This is a genomic window from Parafrankia sp. FMc2, assembly GCF_041008525.1.
Classification (GTDB): Bacteria; Actinomycetota; Actinomycetes; order Frankiales; family Frankiaceae; genus Parafrankia.
On sequence record NZ_JBFLUG010000008.1, the window covers coordinates 66,503 to 84,550 of the forward strand.

At 72.4% G+C, this 18,048-nt stretch carries 17 protein-coding genes; 5 read left to right on the forward strand and 12 right to left on the reverse strand.

Going from position 1 to position 18,048, the window contains the following annotated elements:
* Positions 1-163 precede the first annotated feature (163 nt).
* Positions 164-1,978 carry an AMP-dependent synthetase/ligase gene (locus AB1460_RS05130; protein ID WP_368959428.1) on the forward strand — a complete coding sequence of 605 codons (1,815 nt, stop codon included), beginning with the start codon at positions 164-166 and terminating at the stop codon, positions 1,976-1,978.
* Between the two features lie 64 nt (positions 1,979-2,042).
* Here AB1460_RS05130 and AB1460_RS05135 read toward each other — a convergent pair whose 3' ends face one another.
* From AB1460_RS05135 to AB1460_RS05145, 3 genes are all read right to left on the reverse strand, one after another.
* Positions 2,043-3,164, reverse strand: coding sequence for a glycosyltransferase family 4 protein (locus AB1460_RS05135; protein ID WP_368959429.1), 1,122 nt, complete (start codon positions 3,162-3,164; stop codon positions 2,043-2,045).
* A 197-nt stretch (positions 3,165-3,361) separates the two neighbouring features.
* Entirely contained in the window at positions 3,362-3,544 is a 183-nt protein-coding gene (locus AB1460_RS05140; RefSeq protein WP_368959473.1) for a hypothetical protein, read from the reverse strand.
* Between the two features lie 195 nt (positions 3,545-3,739).
* Positions 3,740-5,053 (reverse strand): NYN domain-containing protein, encoded by a 1,314-nt coding sequence (locus AB1460_RS05145; protein ID WP_368959430.1) that lies wholly within the window; start codon positions 5,051-5,053, stop codon positions 3,740-3,742.
* Positions 5,054-5,602: 549 nt separating this feature from the next.
* On the opposite strand from AB1460_RS05145, the gene AB1460_RS05150 reads away from it, so the two are divergent.
* Positions 5,603-6,874 carry a DUF4352 domain-containing protein gene (locus AB1460_RS05150; RefSeq protein WP_368959431.1) on the forward strand — a complete coding sequence of 424 codons (1,272 nt, stop codon included), beginning with the start codon at positions 5,603-5,605 and terminating at the stop codon, positions 6,872-6,874.
* 143 nt (positions 6,875-7,017) lie between these two features.
* Here the strand turns inward: AB1460_RS05150 and AB1460_RS05155 are convergent, their stop codons facing one another.
* Entirely contained in the window at positions 7,018-7,428 is a 411-nt protein-coding gene (locus AB1460_RS05155) for an HIT family protein (RefSeq protein ID WP_368959432.1), read from the reverse strand.
* 188 nt (positions 7,429-7,616) lie between these two features.
* On the opposite strand from AB1460_RS05155, the gene AB1460_RS05160 reads away from it, so the two are divergent.
* Positions 7,617-8,084, forward strand: coding sequence for a VOC family protein (locus tag AB1460_RS05160; RefSeq protein ID WP_368959433.1), 468 nt, complete (start codon positions 7,617-7,619; stop codon positions 8,082-8,084).
* 61 nt (positions 8,085-8,145) lie between these two features.
* Complete coding sequence (locus tag AB1460_RS05165) at positions 8,146-9,897, forward strand: DEDD exonuclease domain-containing protein (RefSeq protein WP_368959434.1); 1,752 nt, start codon at positions 8,146-8,148, stop codon at positions 9,895-9,897.
* Positions 9,898-10,063: 166 nt separating this feature from the next.
* Here the strand turns inward: AB1460_RS05165 and AB1460_RS05170 are convergent, their stop codons facing one another.
* From AB1460_RS05170 to AB1460_RS05205, 8 genes are all read right to left on the reverse strand, one after another.
* Positions 10,064-11,671, reverse strand: coding sequence for a cytochrome b (locus AB1460_RS05170; RefSeq protein ID WP_368959435.1), 1,608 nt, complete (start codon positions 11,669-11,671; stop codon positions 10,064-10,066).
* Complete coding sequence (locus tag AB1460_RS05175) at positions 11,668-12,975, reverse strand: ubiquinol-cytochrome c reductase iron-sulfur subunit (RefSeq protein WP_368959436.1); 1,308 nt, start codon at positions 12,973-12,975, stop codon at positions 11,668-11,670. The genes AB1460_RS05170 and AB1460_RS05175 overlap by 4 nt, the downstream gene beginning before the upstream one ends.
* A complete protein-coding gene (locus AB1460_RS05180) occupies positions 12,972-13,850 on the reverse strand; it encodes a c-type cytochrome (RefSeq protein ID WP_368959437.1) in 879 nt (292 codons plus the stop codon). Before AB1460_RS05180 ends, AB1460_RS05175 begins: the two co-directional genes overlap by 4 nt.
* Positions 13,851-13,855: 5 nt before the next feature.
* Positions 13,856-14,494 (reverse strand): cytochrome c oxidase subunit 3, encoded by a 639-nt coding sequence (locus AB1460_RS05185; protein ID WP_071085778.1) that lies wholly within the window; start codon positions 14,492-14,494, stop codon positions 13,856-13,858.
* Positions 14,495-14,741: 247 nt separating this feature from the next.
* Positions 14,742-15,161 carry an SseB family protein gene (locus tag AB1460_RS05190; RefSeq protein WP_368959438.1) on the reverse strand — a complete coding sequence of 140 codons (420 nt, stop codon included), beginning with the start codon at positions 15,159-15,161 and terminating at the stop codon, positions 14,742-14,744.
* Between the two features lie 146 nt (positions 15,162-15,307).
* The gene (locus AB1460_RS05195; protein WP_368959439.1) at positions 15,308-15,904 is read right to left on the reverse strand and encodes a DUF3501 family protein; all 597 of its coding nucleotides are present in this window, start codon (positions 15,902-15,904) and stop codon (positions 15,308-15,310) included.
* A 306-nt stretch (positions 15,905-16,210) separates the two neighbouring features.
* A complete protein-coding gene (locus AB1460_RS05200) occupies positions 16,211-16,651 on the reverse strand; it encodes a rubrerythrin family protein (RefSeq protein WP_026310774.1) in 441 nt (146 codons plus the stop codon).
* Positions 16,652-16,686: 35 nt separating this feature from the next.
* Complete coding sequence (locus AB1460_RS05205) at positions 16,687-17,115, reverse strand: Fur family transcriptional regulator (protein WP_368959474.1); 429 nt, start codon at positions 17,113-17,115, stop codon at positions 16,687-16,689.
* A gap of 500 nt (positions 17,116-17,615) precedes the next feature.
* Between AB1460_RS05205 and AB1460_RS05210 the strand changes: the two genes are divergently transcribed.
* Positions 17,616-18,041: a hypothetical protein gene (locus AB1460_RS05210; protein ID WP_368959475.1), complete on the forward strand. Its 426-nt coding sequence runs from the start codon at positions 17,616-17,618 to the stop codon at positions 18,039-18,041.
* Positions 18,042-18,048 lie beyond the last annotated feature (7 nt).

Sequence of the window (18,048 nt, forward strand, 5' to 3'; positions counted from 1 at the left end):
GAAATCCGGAACGACCAATGACTCGCCGTGGCGGCGCTCACAGGCTAACGTCACGGGACCCACTGTCGTCACATGACAGAAAACCGGGCCCTCGATCCTCACCCCGACCGGCAACCGCAGGCGGAGTCCCCGGCCAGACGGCCCTGCCATCGAAGGAGTTCCCGTGCGCGAGTACACCTCTCCCGCCCTGGTCACGGTGGCGGATGACAGGACGCTCAGCGATGACGTCTTCGCCAACGCGGACCGCGTCCCGGACAAGGTCATCGTCCGTTACAAGTCCGGCGACGGGTACGCCGACCTGACGGCGCGCGAGTTCCGCGACCTCGTCGTCCGGACCGCCGCCGGGCTGGTGGCCCTGGGCGTGGGCCCCGGCGACCGCTTCGCGATCATGAGCCGCACCCGGTACGAGTGGACGGTGCTCGACTACGCGGGCTGGGTCGCGGGCGCGGTCAGCGTTCCGATCTACGAGACGTCGAGTCCCGACCAGATCGAGTGGATCATCTCCGACTCGGAGTCCGTCCTCGTCATCTGCGAGTCGGAGGAGCACGCCGCGCGGATCGCCCAGGTGCGCGACCGCGTGCCCTCGCTGCGCGAGGTTCTCGTCATCGACGGCGGCGCGCTGGAGACCCTCGCCGAGGCCGGGGGGCAGGCGGGCATCGGGGTGGACGAGCTCGCGGCCGCCCGGGCCGACGTCACCGCGGCGAGCATCGCCACGATCATCTACACCTCGGGAACGACCGGGCGCCCCAAGGGCTGCGAGCTGTCCCACCGCGCGCTGCTGTTCAACGCGCTGGCCGGCGCGGCGACAACGCCGGAGCACTTCACCGAGGACGCCTCGACCCTGATGTTCCTGCCACTGGCCCACGTGCTCGCGCGGACCATGCAGTGCATGATCATCAACAACGCGCGGTGCATCGCCTACACGCCGGACACCAACACGCTGCTGGCCGACCTCGCGCTGGTCCAGCCGACCTTCATCCTGGCGGTGCCCCGGGTGTTCGAGAAGGTGTACGCCGGCGCACGGGCCAAGGCCCACGCCGACGGCAAGGGCCGGATCTTCGACGCCGCCGAGGCCACCGCGGTCGCCTACAGCCAGGCCCTCGACCAGGGCGGCCCCGGCCTCGCCCTCCGGCTGCGGCACGCGCTGTTCAGCCGGCTCGTCTACACGAAGCTGCGGTCCGCCCTGGGCGGCAACATCACCCACGGCATCAGCGGCGGCGCCCCGCTGAGCGTCCACCTGGGCCATTTCTTCCGGGGCATCGGCTTCTTCATCCTGGAGGGCTACGGGCTGACCGAGTCCACCGCGGGGGCGACGGTGAACCGGCCGGACTCGATGAAGATCGGAACGGTCGGCCAGCCGCTGCCCGGGGTCACCGTGCGCATCGCCGACGACGGCGAGGTGCTGATCCGGGGCGATCTGGTCCTCAGCGGCTACCGCAACAACGAGACCGCCGCCAAGGAGGCGATCGACTCCGACGGCTTCCTGCGCACCGGAGACCTCGGCTCCCTCGACGAGACCGGGCACCTGCGCATCACCGGGCGCAAGAAGGAGATCCTGGTGACCGCGGGCGGCAAGAACGTCGCACCCGCCCCGCTGGAGCAGCGGATCGGGCAGCACCCGCTGGTCGGGCAGGCGATGCTCGTCGGTGACCGGCGGCCCTTCATCGCCGCGCTGATCACCCTCGACCCGGATGCGCTCGCCGCCTGGCTGAAGGAGAAGGGCCGCCCCGCCGGGACCACCGCGGCCAGCCTGGCGGACGACCCCGAGCTGCGGGCCGCGATCCAGCGGGCCGTCGACGCCGCGAACGCCATGGTCTCCCACGCCGAGGCGGTCAAGAAGTTCGAGATCCTGCCGCACGACTTCACCATCGAAGGCGGCGAGCTGACCCCGAGCCTGAAGGTCCGGCGCAACGTGGTCCTCGAGCGCTACGCGGAGACGGTGGAGAGCCTCTACGCCGCGCCCCGCGTGACCGCGTGACCGCCTGACCTCTCGTCGCCGGGGCGCCGCCCCGGACGGAGCAGCGCCGCGGGCGCCGGCGCGCTCAGCCCCGCAGGATGTCGCGCAGTTCTCCGGCCAGGACGTCCCAGCGCCAGCGCAGCTCCACCCAGGCCCGGCCGGCCGTGCCCATCGAGCGGGCACGATCCGGGTCGGCGAGCAGGTCGCCGACCGCGCGGACGAGCGCGTGCAGGTCCCGCCCGTCGACCACCACACCGGTCCGCTGGTCGAGGACCGCGTCCGGCGCGCCGCCGCTGCGGCCGGCAACGACCGGCAGGCCTGTCGCCGACGCCTCCAGGAACACGATTCCCAGGCCCTCCACCTCCAGCCCCGCCCGGCGGTTGCGGCACGGCATGGCGAACACGTCACCGGCCGCGTAGTGGGCCGGCAGTTCCTCCCAGGGCACCGAACCGGTCAGCACCACGTGGTCGGCGACGTCGTTCTCCCGGACGAGCCTGGTGAGCTCCTGCCGGTACGGGCCACCGCCCACCAGGAGCAGCGCGGTCTCCGGGACCCGGCGGCGCAGTGCCGGCAGCGCCCGGATCAGCATGTCCTGCCCCTTGCGGGGAACCAGCCGGCTCACGCAGACGACCACCGGACGGCCATCGAGCCCGTAGCGCTTCCGGATCTCGTCGCGACCGTCACCGGGACGGAACAACGACGGGTCGACGCCGCTGGGCAGCCGGGCCAGGTCGGGCCGAGGCCCGAGGGCCGGCGCGAGACGGATCCGGGTGTAGTCCGTCAGATAGGTGACAGCGTCCGTCGTGGCCCCGATACGGCGCAGCACCTGCCGAGCCCCGGGCAGTGCGGCCCACCCCACCTCGTGGCCGTGCGTGCTGGCCACCACCCGACGGGCCGGCATCTCCCGGCGCAGCCGCGCTCCCAACAGGCCGAGCGGCGCCGCCGCACCGAACCACAGGGTGTCGCACCGTTCCGCCCGGGCGATCTCGCGGGCCCGGCGGAACACGTCCCGCGTGGGCAGCATGAGCGACGTCGGATGCCGCACCACCGGGAAGGGCGCTGCGGCATCGAACTCGGCGGCGCCGCGCCAGGCGGGCGCGTACACGACGATCTCGTCGGACGGCAGTCGCGAGGCGAAGTTGTGCACATACGCCTGGATCCCACCCGGACGGGGCGGAAAATCGTTGGTCACAGCGAGCACACGCACGCAGCCATGCTCCCGCATGGCCCGGACGAGGCCACGGCTGGGACGCGCACCACCTCCCATCGGCACCGGCGGGGTATGCCTGGCGACGCCTCGCCGTACCCGGCTGCGCACACAGCGCGCTCCCCGCCGCGCCCGCAACACCCAGCGGACTGTCAGCGACCCACCCCTGGAGCCGCGTGTGTGCGGACCGGCACGACTCAGGCGGCTCGGAAACGGCGCGGCATGCGAATCAGCCCGGCGGCGGCGAGGACCTCGAGCGCCCGGCGCTCGTCGTCATCCCAGTCCGCCGTGGTGTGCGGCGCCGCCAACAGGAAACTCACCACGCAGTCCTCGCAGGCGGCGCTGCTCCGGGCCTCACACGTCTCACAGTCGATCAGCATCGTGCTCACCTCTCGTCCTTCACCCACCCGAGGCCACCGGTGCCCACAGGGGCCCGCCGGTCGCGGTGGAACCGGACACCAGTTCGACACCGGTCACGCTAGGAGAGGGGTACGACAGTTTCTGGCCCACCGGAACCGGAATCACCGGGACCGGCCGCGCCCGGACCGCCGAGGCCGCAGCCGCGGGCCTGCGGTCTACCTGTCCAGCCTGGACAGCATGGCGTCCGAGGAGACCGTGCGGGCGCCCAGCGAGGCGCAGTTCTCGGCCACCTCGCGGTCGGAGGTCACGACGGCCACCGGCCGCCCTGGCGGCTCGGCGCGGACGAGACGTCTGATCTCGTCGTCGGCCAGCTCGCCGGCCTGGCTGAAGACGACCCGCACCCCGCGCGGCATCGCGACTCCGACCGGCCGGGCGACGACCGCCGTCGCGTCGAAGACGACCGTGACCTCGGTGTCGAGGGCTCGGCCCGCCAGCGCGCCGAGCCCGGCGAGCAGTCGCGCCCGCTGTGCCTGCAGCGTCAGGGCGCCGTAGCCACGCTTGGTCACGTTGTAGCCGTCGATGATCAGGTGCAGGCCCGGGACAGCCAGGACGTCGTCGATGATCGCCGGATCATCGTCGGCGCGCCCTCTCCCGCCGACCCCGGAGAACGGGTCGAAGCCGCGGTCGTTCTCCGGCCTGCTGATCAGATCGGCGGGCCGTGCGACCGTCGTCGGCAGGGAGAGCTCGCGGCGGACACCGTTCGCCGCCGCCATCAACGTGTCGAGCAGCACCCGCAGTCGCGCCTCGTCCATGCTGCGGGAGTCCCGGTTGTCCCGGCGGGTCGCGGACGCCGCGGCCTCCAGCTCGTGCACCCGCGCGCGCAGCCGCTTGGCTTCGGCCCCGCTGTCCCGCGCGGCCTGCGCGGCGATGTCCCGCGCGGTCTCCGCGGCGACGCTGATCTCGCGGGCGGCGATCTCGGCCCGCCGCACGCGGTCCCCCGAGGCCCGCAGTCGGCGGCGGGCCTCCTCCGCCTCGGTGCGGGCCTCGTCGAGCTGGGCGCGCAGCTGCTCCTGCTCGGTGCGGGCGAGCCGCCGGACGGCCTCGATCTGCTCCTGCAGCCGGCTGATCTCCCGGGTGGCCTCGTCCATCCGCGCCGAGGACACCTCCTGCGCGGACGAGCGCGCGGCCTCCTCCACGAGCGCGGCCCAGTCGGGCAGACGAAGGATGTAGGCGATCGCGGCCATCTGGGCCGGGGGGGCGGCCGGGGGCGGGCCGTCCGGCGCGGTGATGGCGGCGACAAGGTCCGGGTTCGTCCGGCGGACCCACTCGGCGACCCGACCGCGGAAGTGCGCGTCCTGCTCGATGGCGGCAGCGAGCGGCACGGCACCCAGCCGGGCGCGGCGCGATGCCTTGAAACGACGGACAGCGACCAGACTGGCCGGCACCACAGCGTCAGCGAGCTCGGCCAGTGCCTCCGCTGCGTACACGACGACCTGGGACCGCACGTCGGCAGGAAGCGTCTCGGTCATCGGGGCGACCCGGCCAGCCGCGCGCCGCGGATCGCCCTGGGCCGACGCGGGCGTCGGGGCGGGACCACAGGCACGGGAAACTCCGGAACGAGCGACGACAGCGACGGTCCAGAGTATCGGTCGACCCGTCCGGGCCACTCAGACGCCTTCCCCGCAGCCCACTCCGGCCAGCCGGACGGCAGGCCGGACGGCAGCAGGAACGCCGTGGGGCACGGCCGGGAACACGGCCGGGAACCAGGCGGTGACCAGGACGGTCCGCCGCTCACCGAACGCCTCGGGAGAACGACGGGCGGCACCGGGTGGAATGTCATTCGGACCGACCTCGGCACGATCCTCGGCAATCGGAACCAGGCCATCGGGCTGGATGCATGCACCTGGCATCACCGTCAACGCTGTCATCGCCCGCCGCGCCCGACATCTGCGCGAGCCCGGAATCCTCAACGGAAAGACACCCATTGTGGCCGGCGATATCCGACTTATGTAACCTCGCCGTGTTTATCGTGTGCTCCGCCCGTAGGAAGCGCGGCGGGGGCTGTCGAGAGGACCTCCGTGACCGACCAGACCCCCCCTGGCCACCCCCCGCCCGGTCAGGACAACCAGGAGACCTGGCGAGCGCCCAACAGTTCGTGGCAACAGCCGCCGGCCTCGGAGAGCCCGGCAGGCGGCGGATCAGCCACGCCGCCGCCCGCGCCGACTCCGCAGTGGCCCACCCCGGGCGGGACGCCGGCCCCGGGGCAGCAGGGGGACGGCGGCGGGTGGCCTTCCACCACCCCCGCGGCTTCCTGGGGTACTCCGCCCGCCGCCGGAACGTCGCCGGAGAGCTCATGGCCGGGCGCCGGGCAGCAGCCCCAGCAGCAGTGGCCCCAGCAGGGCGCCGACACGCCGTGGGGCCAGCAGGGCACCGGGTGGCAGCAGCCCGCCGGCCAGCAGGGCCAGGCCGGCAGCGGCTGGCCGACCCCCGCGGCGCCGGGACAGCAGGGCACCGGCTGGCAGCAGGCCCAGGGCGGCTACTCGGGCCAGTACCCGCCCCAGGGCTACCCTCAGGCAGCGCAGCCGGGCTACCAGCAGCCCGGCTACCAGCAGGGGTTCCCCGAGCAGCAGCCCGGAGGCTGGCCGCAGCCGGGCGGTACGCCGCCGGGCAACCGGCGCAACCCAGCCATGATCATCGTTCCGCTGGCGGTGGTCGCCGCCATCGTCCTCGGCGTCATCATCGCGCTCTCCGTGGGCGGCGGTGACGATCCGGAGTCGACCGCCGCCGGCTCCACCCTCGATCCGCGGGCCGCCCCGACCGGCCCCGCCCTCCCCGGCGTGACGACGCTTCCGGGCGGCTCGGCCCCGACGCAGCCCGCGGCCGGGGCCCAGCAGCCCGGGGCGCCCGAGGGCTGTGTGCCGGTCACCCCGGCGGGCCCGCCGCCCGCGGGAGTGGCGGGCATCGGCGGAGCCGGGACCGTCACGGGCAACGCGCGGTCGTCGGTGAGCGACTTCGAGGCCAAGGTCACCCTGAACTCGATCTGCAGCTCGACCGGCCGCGTCGAGGAGTACGGCGAGCCGCCGAGCCGCGGCGCCTTCTACGTCGTGAACGTCACCGTCGAGGTGTCCCGGGGCGAGACGTCGGCGGCGCCGTCGGACTTCTACGTCCAGACGGAGGACGGCAGCCGCTACGACGGCGAGTTCACCTCGGTGGAGCCCGATCTGTACACCAGCGATGTCAAGGCGGGGCAGAAGGTGACCGGCAACGTGGTCATCGACGCGCCGGCCGGCCATCACAAGCTGAACTGGGAGCCGCTGTTCGCAGTGGCACCCGCGACGTTCCAGTTCTGACAGCGGGATCCGCCCGGCCGGCGGCCCGGGCACGGTCGTTCTGACCGCGGCCGGGCCGCCGGCGGCCCGCCCCACACGGCCCGCCCGCCCCACCCCGCGCCAACCGGTCTGCCCCGCTCCACGGCGGGCAGTGGCCGCTCAGGTCACGTGCCCGCCGGCGCGGACAGCGCCGCGCGCAGGCGCTCGGCGACGTCGTCCATCATGGCCGGGTCCGGACTGCTGTCGGCCAGCGCGAAGCTCAGCTGCGACTCCGCCTCGATCGGCACGAGATGAATGTGGGTGTGCGGCACCTCCAGGCCCGCGAGCATCGCCGCCACCCGGCGGGGCCGGAAGACCGCGTCGATGGCCCGCCCCACGGTCGCGGCTGCGCTCCACACCGCGCTGAGCACCTCGTCGGGCAGGTCGATCCAGTGGTCGACCTCCAGGCGCGGGACCACGAGGGTGTGACCGGGCCGGATGGGCGCGACGGTCAGGAAGGCGACACTGGTCTCGTCCTCGTACACGATGCGACCGGGCAGCTCGCCATTGATGATCCGGGTGAAGACACTGGCCATAACGGGACCCTACCGAGATCGCCACGGGCGCACGCGGAGGTCGTCAGGCCGGGAGGCCACCCAACAGTCCAGGAACAAATCGGCGGAATCATGACCAATTCTTGACAAACAGGCACGACAGGTCGCGATCCTCTGCCGTAGGACACGCCGGAGACACACCGATGCGCCAACGAACCCGGCGATACGGAATGATGCTTCAGGTGGCCAGGTTTGAGACGAACGGCATCAGGGTCGCTCGAATCAGTGTTGACTGCACCGACGTGGGAGTCATGGTCCGTTTCTGGGCCGCCGCGCTGGGTTACGAGATCTCCGAGCAGGCCGGCGATGCCGCATTGCTCCGCCACCCCGCCGGCGCCGGGCCGAAGCTGCTGCTGCGCCGACGGGCCCGGCCGCGGCCGGCGCGATGGGCGGGCCGCCGGGGCAGCCGCCGGGAGGAGCGGGCGGAGGAGGACGAGGAGAGCCCCAACCGCCTGCACCTGGAGCTGTACGCCGTCGACGCCGAGCGGGTCATCGGCTGGCTCGCCTCACTGGGCGCCCAGCAGCTGGCCCGCTACGAGGCACACGGGGAGACCGGCTACGTTCTGCGCGACCCGGAGGGCAACGAGTTCCGGGTGATGAACGCGGGGCCCACCGCCTTCGCCCGCCCCTTCTCCTGAGCTGCGCGTATCGGCGTATCGGCGAGCAGACCTGTCGTACCCGCCCCCTAGGGTGTGGCCGGTGCGTCCCGTCCCCTCCAGTACCACCTCGGCCGGCACCACCGTCGCCGGCACCAGTCCCGCTCGTGCCGGTGGCCCGCCGCGCCAGGCGAGCCTGGCGGAGCTCGGTCGCCCGCTGTCCGACCTGACCTTCGTCGTCGTCGACCTGGAGACCACCGGCGGTTCGCCGGCGACGGCGGAGATCACCGAGATCGGCGCCGTGAAGGTGCGGGGCGGCCAGGTCCTGGGCGAGATGTCGACCCTGGTCCGGGCGTCCGGCCCCGTGCCGGCGGTGGTCTCGGTGCTCACCGGCATCACCGACGTCATGCTGGCCACCGCGCCCGCGCTGGACGAGGTCATGCCCACCTTCCTGGAGTTCTCCCGGGGCGCGGTGCTCGTCGCCCACAACGCGCCGTTCGATCTCGGCTTCCTGCGCGCGGCGGCGACGGCGTGCGGCTACCCCGTCCCCGCCTGGGAGCACCTCGACACGGTGCGGATCGCCCGCCGGGTGGTGACCCGCGACGAGGCTCCGGACAACCGGCTGGAGTCGCTGGCGATGCTGTTCGGGAGCGCCACCCGGCCGACGCACCGGGCGCTCGCCGACGCCAGGGCGACGGTCGACGTCCTGCACGGGCTGTTCGAGCGGCTCGGCAACCTGGGCGTCACCACGATCGAGGATCTGCGGGAGTACAGCGCGCGGGTCTCCCCCGCCCAGCGGCGCAAGCGGCACCTCGCCGACGGGCTGCCCACCGGGCCCGGCGTCTACGTGTTCCGGGACGGAACGGGCCGGGCACTCTACGTCGGAACGTCGCGGTCGGTGCGGTCCCGGGTGCGGACCTACTTCACCGCAAGCGAGCCCCGCACCCGGATGGCGGAGATGGTCGCGGCCGCGGAGCGGGTCGACGCGATCGGCTGCGCACACCCGCTGGAGGCGGAGGTCCGCGAGCTCCGGCTGATCGCCGAGTACAAGCCGCCCTACAACCGGCGTTCCCGCCACCCCGAGCGAGCCGTCTACCTGCGGCTCACCGACGAGCCGTACCCGCGGCTGTCCCGCGTGCGGTCCGTCGGCGACGGCGTGGCGTTCCTGGGCCCCTTCGGCAGTACCCGGGCGGCGCAGGAGGCGGAGACCGCGCTGTTGGAGGCCGTCCCGCTGCGCCAGTGCAGTACCCGGATCTCGCCCCGCCGGCCGACGGCCGCCTGCGTGCTGGCCGACCTCGGCCGCTGCGGCGCGCCCTGCGACGGGCGGCAGAGCGGGCCGGAGTACGCCGAGGTCGCCGAGCTGGCCCGCCAGGCGATGACAGGTGACCCGCGGCCGGTCCAGGAGGCGCTGGAGGGGCGCATCGCGCACCTGGCGGCCGACCAGCGGTACGAGGAGGCCGCCGAGGTGCGCGACCGGCTGGCCGCCTACCTGCGTGCCGCGGCGCGGCGGCAGCGCCTCGTCGCGCTCACCACCGTTCCGGAGATGGTGGCCGCGGCGCCGACCACCGACGCCGGGTGGGACCTGTCGGTGATCCGCCGCGGGCGGCTCGTCTCCGCGGCCTCGGTGCCGCGCGGCATCGACCCCCGGCCCTGGGTCGACGCGGTGGTGGCGAGCGCGGAGACGGTACGGCCCGTGCCGGGGCCGACTCCCTGCGCCTCGGTGGAGGAGACCGAGCGGATCGGCCGGTGGCTCACCGGGCCCGGGGTCCGGCTGGTCCGGTTGGAGGGTGAGTGGAGCTGGCCGGCACATGGGGCGATCCGCGCGGCGAAGCGCTTCGGAGCCTCACCCGCCTGAAGGCCGCGGACATGACGAAGGGCCGCTCCCGACGGTCGTCGGGAGCGGCCCTTCGGAGGCCTCGTGCGCGTTCCGGCTCCTCCGAGCTCCGGAGCCGCCCGCGGCAGGCGGAACAGCTCCGGGTGACCCGGCGGTCAGTGCCCAGCGACCAGCTGGTGCACGGCGGTCAGTGCTTGGAACCACCGCCCACCGGAGCGTCGCCTGCCGGCTTCTCGGTCTCCTCGGTGAAGAAACCGCCGACGGCCTTGCCGGCACGATGCGCCAGGCCCTTGCCGTGGCCTCCGTCCGCAGCGCCGGCCGGCAACGGGATCCGGTCGGTCGGGACCTGCGGGTAGTCGGAGACCGGCGGCGGCTTCGGCCGGTGGTCCTCCACGAACTCGCCGTTGGCGAGCTGGCGGATGATGCCGGTCTCGATGCCGTGATGCGCGATCTCGGCGTCCCGCTCGTTGAGCGAGATGCACAGCCGCTTGGTGACGACGTAGGCGATCGGCGGGACGACGATGAGCCCGATCCGGCCCGCCCAGGTCATCGCGTTCAGCGAGATGCTGAACGTGTGGGCGATGATGTCGTTACCACCCGATATGAACAGCACCAGGTAGAAGCTGAGGCTCATCGCGCCGATCGCGGTGCGGGTCGGGGCCTCCCGCGGGCGCTGGAGCAGGTTGTGCGAGGCCCTGTCCCCGGTGAACTTCGCCTCCAGGAACGGGTAGAGCGCCGCCAGTGTGAACAGCACGCCGGGCAGCACCGCCGTCGGCCAGAGCACCGCCGGGATGGTGTGCCCGAGGCCCCTGAACTCCCACGGCGGCATGAGCCGGGTGGACCCGTCCAGGAAGCCGATGTACCAGTCGGGCTGGGACGCCGAGCTGACCTTGGCCGGGTCGTACGGGCCGAACGTCCAGATCGGGTTGATCTGGGCGAGACCGCCGAGCAGGGCCAGCACCGCGAAGGTCAGCATGAAGAAGCCGCCGGACTTCACGGCGAACACCGGGAAGACGCGGTGACCGACCACGTTGTGCTCGGTCTTGCCCGGGCCGGGGAAGTCGGTGTGCTTCTGGTGCCACAGGATGCCCAGGTGCGCCCCGATCAGCGCCAGCAGGATGCCCGGCACGAGCAGGATGTGCACCACGTACAGCCGTGGGATGAAGTTCTCCCCGGGGAACTCCCCGTTGAACACCAGGAACGACGTCCAGGTGCCGATCACCGGGATCGACTGGGCGATGGAGGCGGCGATCCGCAGGCCGGTGCCGGAGAGCAGGTCGTCCGGCAGAGAGTAGCCGGCGAAACCCTCGACCAGCGCGAGCATCAGCAGGACGATGCCGATCAGCCAGTTGACCTCACGCGGCTTGCGGAAGGCACCGGTGAAGAACACCCGCATCATGTGGGCGATGATCGACGCGACGAAGACCAGCGCGGCCCAGTGGTGGATCTGGCGGAAGACCAGTCCGGCCCGGGTGTCGAAGCTGATGTCCAGCGTCGACGCGTACGCACGGCTCATCTCCACGCCCTTGAGCGGGACGTAGGAGCCGTTGTAGATGATCTCGACGTTCGACGGGTCGAAGAAGAGCGTCAGGTAGATCCCGGTGAGCAGCAGGATCATGAAGCTGTAGAGCGCGATCTCACCGATCAGGAAGGACCAGTGGTCCGGGAACACCTTGTTGAAGTTCCGGCGGATCGCGCCCTGCGTCCCGAACCGGTCGTCGATGGCCCGGTTGACCTTGCGGGCCGGAGTCGGCCGCTTCTGGAACTTCGGTACGGGTGCCGATGCGGTGGTCATGAGCGCTCCCAGAACGCGGCGCCGACGGGCTCGGTGTAGTCCCCGTCACGGGCGATGAAGTAGCCCTCGTCATCCACCGCGATGGCGAGCTGCGGCAGCGACCGGCTCGCCGGCCCGAAGATCGCCCGACACCCGTCAGGCACGTCGAACACCGACTGGTGGCAGGGGCAGAGCAGGTGGTGCGTCTGCTGCTCGTAGAGGCTGACGGGGCAACCCGCGTGCGTGCAGATCTTCGAGTAGGCGACGTGCCCGTCGACAGCCCAGTTCTCGCGGCCCTGGCGCGGCTTGTTCACGCCGGGCTCCAGGCGGATGAGGATCGTGGTGCTGTCCGCCTTGCTGTGCAGGTCCAGCTTCGGCTCGTAGGAGAGGCTGCCGTCCGCCTCCTTCACCGGGATGGCCGGGAGCACGGTCTCGATCCCGCCGATCGCGATGTCGCCGAGCTTGACATAGCGGCCCTGCAGGTTGACGAGGCGAGCGCCCTTGACCCAGTGCGTGTGGTCGAGCTTCTTGCCGGGCTTGCTGTTGGTGAGGTTGAGCAGCGGCACCACCACCAGTCCGCCGAGGATCGTGCCGGCGGCGAGCAGGCTGCGCCGCAGCAACGGGTACCTGGCGAGGCCGGTGTCGGCGAAGCCGAGCGCGACCTCCTCCTCGGTGACCGCGATCTCCTCCTGCGGGGAGGTGAACTCGTGCCGCTCCTGCACCGCCTGCTCGTGCGGCATCAGGCGCTTCGCCCAGAGGATCATGCCGACCCCGAGGCCACCGACCGCCAGCCCGAGCGCGCTGCCCATGGCGGGCGTGTAGTACTGCGCGTGCTTGTCGCCGACGAAGTTGGTGATGATGAAGCCCACCGTGCCGACGATCGAGATGGTGAACCAGAAGGCGATGAGCCGCTCGGCGCGCCGGGCGGCCCGCCGGTCGTACTCGGCGGTGTGCGGCGCGCGGGGGGTGACTCCCCCGCCGCCGCCAGCACCCTGCGCCGTGGCGGTGGCGGACCGCATGACCGACGTCTCCGGGGTCTGGGAGGAGTCGGTCGGGTTCGGTGGGGTTCCGAGCACCTCGGAGCCGCCGTGGCCCGCGGTGACATCCGGACCACCGGCACGGGGGTCGGAGTCGTCCTTCGGGCGCCCCGAGGTGTCGACGGGGTGCTTCGTCCTCTTGAAAATGCTGCTCATCGAATCCTGGTCTGCCTTGTCGGCCGGTTCTCCCTGGTAGCCGGCGTAATGCATGCGCCGTTGCGGCGAGTCCGGCGTCAGGTCGTCGCCGTCCGCGGCCGCTGGCCCGTTCGGGCCCTTCTCGGCGCTCACAGCTTCTGCCTCGCGCCGATCCAGAGGCAGACGCCGAGCAGCGCGCCGAGACCGATCACGATCGCGACCAGACCCTCGGGAACCGGGCCGTACTTGCCGATCGAGGCGCCACCGGGTGCGGGCGCGTCCTGGAGGTGACGGACGTACGCGGCAACCGCGACGGCCTCCTCCTCGTTGATCTGGCCCGGCCCGAAGACCGGCATCGACTCCGGCCCGGTCCGCATCGCCTCGACGACCTGGTCGGCGGTCGCCTGGCTGAGTGACGGCGCGAACTTGCCGTAGGTCAGCGGCGCACCGGCGCCGGCGGCCTGGTGGCACTGCGCACAGTTCGCCAGGAAGAGCTCACCGCCCTCGGCGAGGTCGGCGTCGTTGAGATCCGCATCCGTCAGGTCGGGGTCCTCAGGACCGCCGCCCAGCGACTGGATGTAGGCCTCCACCTGATCGATCTGTGTTTCCGAGTAGAGCGGATCCTTGCGGTCGGCCTGAGCCGCGGGAGCGGCGAGCGGCATACGACCGGTGGACATCTGGAAGTCCACCGCGGCCGCGCCGACACCGATCAGGCTCGGCCCCTGGGTGGAGCCCTGGGCGTTCAGGCCGTGGCAGGTCGCGCATCCCTGCGCGAACAGGGCGCGGCCCTGGCGCACGGCCTCGTTCGCGTCCGGAGTCTCCGTCGCGTTGCCCCCGGGAGCGAGCACCGTCCACATGAACCCCGTGGCCAGCAGGCCGAGGAGAAGGACGATGGACGACGACCGACGGCGGCGGCGCACGGAGGCCGACCGGGATCGCCGGGCGTTCCTGCGCGAGACGAGCCGGGGTCTGCCGGCCGCGCCCGCGGACGAGGACGCCGCGGATTCGGATGCCTTGGATGTGGTCATGTCGCTCACTGGAGGAGGTAGATGGTGGCGAACAGGGCGATCCAGACGACATCGACGAAGTGCCAGTAGTACGACACCACGATCGCCGACGTCGCCTTCTCGGGCGTGAAGCGCCCGTAGGTCGACCTGGCCAGCACCAGAACGAAGGCGACCAGCCCACCGATCACGTGCATCCCGTGGAACCCGGTGGTCAGGTAGTACACCGACCCGTAGCCGTGCGACGCCAGGGTGAACTCGTTCTCCTTGAAGTACTCCCAGGCCTGACCGCCAACAAAGACGATCCCCATGATCAGCGAGATCAGGTACCAGCGGCGCAGCCCGATGACGTCGCCGCGTTCGGCGGCGAAGACCCCGAGCTGACAGGTCACGCTGGACAGGACCAGGATCACCGTGAAGAAGAGTGCAAACGGGACGTGCAGGTGCACGGGACCGATCTCGGACCCGGCCGGGTCGCCGGTGACCGGCGGCCAGTTGCCGCTGTTGACCGAGCGGATCGTGTAGTACATCGCGAACAGTGCCGCGAAGAACATCAGCTCCGACGACAGCCACACCACTGTGCCGACCGAGACCATCGAGGGACGGTTGGCCGCCGGGTGCGCTGGAGGAGCCTTCTCGAGGACAGGGGCTGAGGCCACGACGGTCATTCTGGCATGTGACGCCGCACGCGCCACCGTAGGTTCGACAATCGGTAGGACTACACGGCGTCGACGACGCGCCGCGAGCGCCCGCCGAGCATCCGAAAATCCGCCGGGTGCTGCCGAAACACCTGCTAACACGCAGGTTCTGGCATGTGATGAGGCGCCGGCCACGCCGCGCGCCGGGCCCGGAACCCATCGGTTGTTGTGTCCCTCACCCAGAGCGGCGCGCCACGCCGGGGGTGGCCCGGACGGCTCAGTCCGCGAGGGCGGCGAGCGCCCGGATGCCCTCCGCGGGGAACGTCAGACCCTCCTCCGTCCCGGGGTCGACGGCGAGCATCAGATCCTCGGAGGGCCACATCCGCAGCAACGCGGCGAGCGCGACCCTGCGGTAGCGGCCGACGCCCGGCAGCGCGTCGGCGAGACGCCGCTCCGAGGTGAAGGTGGGGACGAACTGGCGGCCGTCGGCCTGCTCCGCGACGGGGAGCTTCACCACCCGCGCGTCACCGTTGTCCCGGGACGGATCGCTGAGATCCGGGACGAGGACGTCTGCGACGGCCAGCGCGCCCAGCGCCGCCGAGTCGTCGCGGTCGAGCGCCAGCCGGTGCAGAGCCTCGCTGGCCGGGGTCGCTCCGCCGGGGCCGGACCCGACCGGGCCGTCGTGGTGATCAGTCACAGCGCTGCTCCTGTCGGGCCGGGAATCGAGCCTGTCCTGTGCTCGCATACCCGGAGCCGCCGCAGATGAACGGCCCGCGCCGGCCTGTCAGCCCGGCAGGCGCGCGAAGCCGTCAGCCGGGCAGGGCCGTCAGCCCGGCGGAGCCGTCAGCCCGGCAGGGCGAGGTCGGCGATCAGGCTGCGCCGGGTCGCCCCGGTGACAGGGGTCCCGTCGCTGTAGGCCGGATGGTCGACCACCAGCTCGACGGGGACCTCGGGGTCGCGGAAGGCGTCCCGGGTCTCGTCCGTCAGCGGGAAGCGGAACATGTGCACGGACACGGTCTCGCTCGGGGCGTCGGGGTCCTCATCCACGCCCGGGATCTCGACGGCGGGCACCGTCACCCCGCCGATCTCCAGCGCGATCCGGCTCTGCACCCCGGACAGGCGGACGAGCTCGTCGCGGACGGCGTCCAGCTGGTCGAGCTCAATGAACATCGTGGCGGTGAGGGCGTGGCTGGACGGCAGCAGCCGCGAGTAGGCGTCCACCTCGTGGGCGACCTCGCCGGGAGCGCTGAGCCGCTCGGTGTAGACCATCTCCTGCACCTGGTAGCGCAGTGTCTCGGCGTTCTCGAACTCGAACAGCAGGATGTCGCCGACCCGCACGCGCCGCTCGGCACGGATCGGGATCATCCGCGCGCGGGCCTGGCTGCGCCGGGCCGAGTAGGACTGATGGTCCGTCGTGATGTCGGCGATGGTGAACGTCATCGTGCTACCTCCTACCCGTCGCGCCGCCCGTCCTCGTACCCGCCGGTGTCTCCTGCGGGGCGCGAGGACGCAGAGAGGCCAGGGGCGCACGGACCGCGGCGGACATCCGAAAAGGTACCGGGAGAGCCGGACGTGCCGGGTGCCGAGGCTCCCGGGCCCCGGTGAGTCGATGCGCCGGAGCTCCGGGCCCGGACAGCCCGCCGAGGCGGGCCGCCCAGCCCCGGCTCCCGGTCGGGGGTGGCCCGGGTTCCCCCGTGCCACCCCCGACCGCAGGGCGGTGCGAACCGCCCGGGAACACGGCCGCGATCAGGCGTCCGCGGTCTCCTCGGCGACCACCGCGTCAAGGGCCTTCTTGAAGCGGCCGGCGTGGGTCTTCTCGGCGCGCGCCAGCGTGGCGAACCAGTCGGCGACCTCCTCGAAGCCCTCCTCGCGGGCGGTCTTCGCGAAGCCCGGGTACATCGCGGTGAACTCGTAGGTCTCGCCGGCCACGGCACTCGCCAGGTTCTTGGCCGTCTTGCCGATCGGCTCGCCCGTCGCCGGGTCGCCGACCTCGGCGAGGAAGTCGAGGTGACCGAACGCGTGGCCGGTCTCGCCCTCGGCCGTGTCACGGAAGAGGCCGGCGGCCTCGGTCAGGCCCTCGATGTCCGCCCGGCGGGCGAAGTACAGGTAGCGCCGGTTGGCCTGGCTCTCGCCGGCGAAGGCCTCCTTGAGGTTCTCGTGGGTCTTGGTGCCGTCAAGCTTCGGCATGCGGAGCTCCTCCATCTACATCACTATTGGTTCGATCACTGCCGGCGGCCCGGGCCCTGGCCCGCGCCACCGGACTGACACGCCGGGCACAGACCACGGAACTGCAGGTCGTACCCGGTGATCGTGAAGCCGGACCGCCGTGCGATCTCGGCCACCATCCCGTCAGGGACGGGCTGGTCGATGTCCACCGCCCGGCCACACCGTTCACACACGGCGTGGTCGTGCCGGCTGGTGTTCGCGTCGTACCTGGCCGCCGTGCCGTCCCCGAGGCTCAGTTCGAGGGCGTGCCCGGTCGCCACCAGCAACGCGAGCGCGCGGTACACCGTGGCGCTGCCGATACCAGGGGCAGCGACCCGCACGCGCTCGTAGACCTCGGCCGCCGTGGGATGGTCGTCGGCGGCCTTCAGTACCTCCAGCACGGCTCCGCGCTGGGGTGTGAGGCGTAGTTCGATCCGCTCCGGCATCGGGTTCACGTCCGTCATCGGTCGGTCGGCGCCCGCCCGCGCACAGGTCCCGCGGGAGGCACGGCCGGGACGGGCGCTCGGACAATCGTTGAGAACGAGTATCAGTATCACGCCTGACGACGCCCGATGGCAAACCCCTCCGGACCGGAGGTCCGGCCACCGACCTGCCGCCAGCGCCCTCGCCAGCCCCGGGGCCGGGCCGGCACGGCTGCCCCCGCGGCGATGTCCCCGTCTGCGACGGCCCTGACCGTACCGGCCGCCACGCGGCGCCGGTGACCCGGATGGGCACGCGACCGGCACGCCGCGAACAGATAGCCTTCGGAGCGGATACCGGGCCGGTGGGACGTCCGACACCGCGGCCGGCGCCCTGTGCGGCGGCCACCCTGTGCGCCGACGCCCGGGGCCGCCGCCGGAGACCGGTGCCCACGCAGTGCCCGTACCGGCAGTCGTTCCCGATCGCCGCCCACGGCGGTCGCCCATCCGAGAGGCCCGTGGACGCCATGAGCACCGTCCTCGTCTACGCGAGCAAGCCCGACGTCCGAGCGCGTGTCCTGGCGGCCGTCGGGCGCCGGCCCGCGGCCGACCTCGACGAGATCGAGTTCGTCGAGGTGTCCGACGCGGCGACCCTCATCGACGCCGTCGACCACGGCGAGGCCGACCTGTGCATCCTGGACGCCGAGGCCACGCCGTCCGGCGGGATGGGGCTGTGCCGCCAGCTCAAGAACGAGGTGGCGGACTGCCCACCCACGCTGCTGCTGGTCGCCCGGCGCGACGACCGCTGGCTGGCGACCTGGTCGCAGGCCGACGCGGTGGTCAGCCACCCCGTCGACCCGGGCGCGCTCACCGACGCGGTCGTCGGCCTGCTCCGGGAACGCGCGAGCGGCTCAGCGGTCCGCCGGCCGGTGGTCAACACCCGCGCCTACTAGGCCCGGC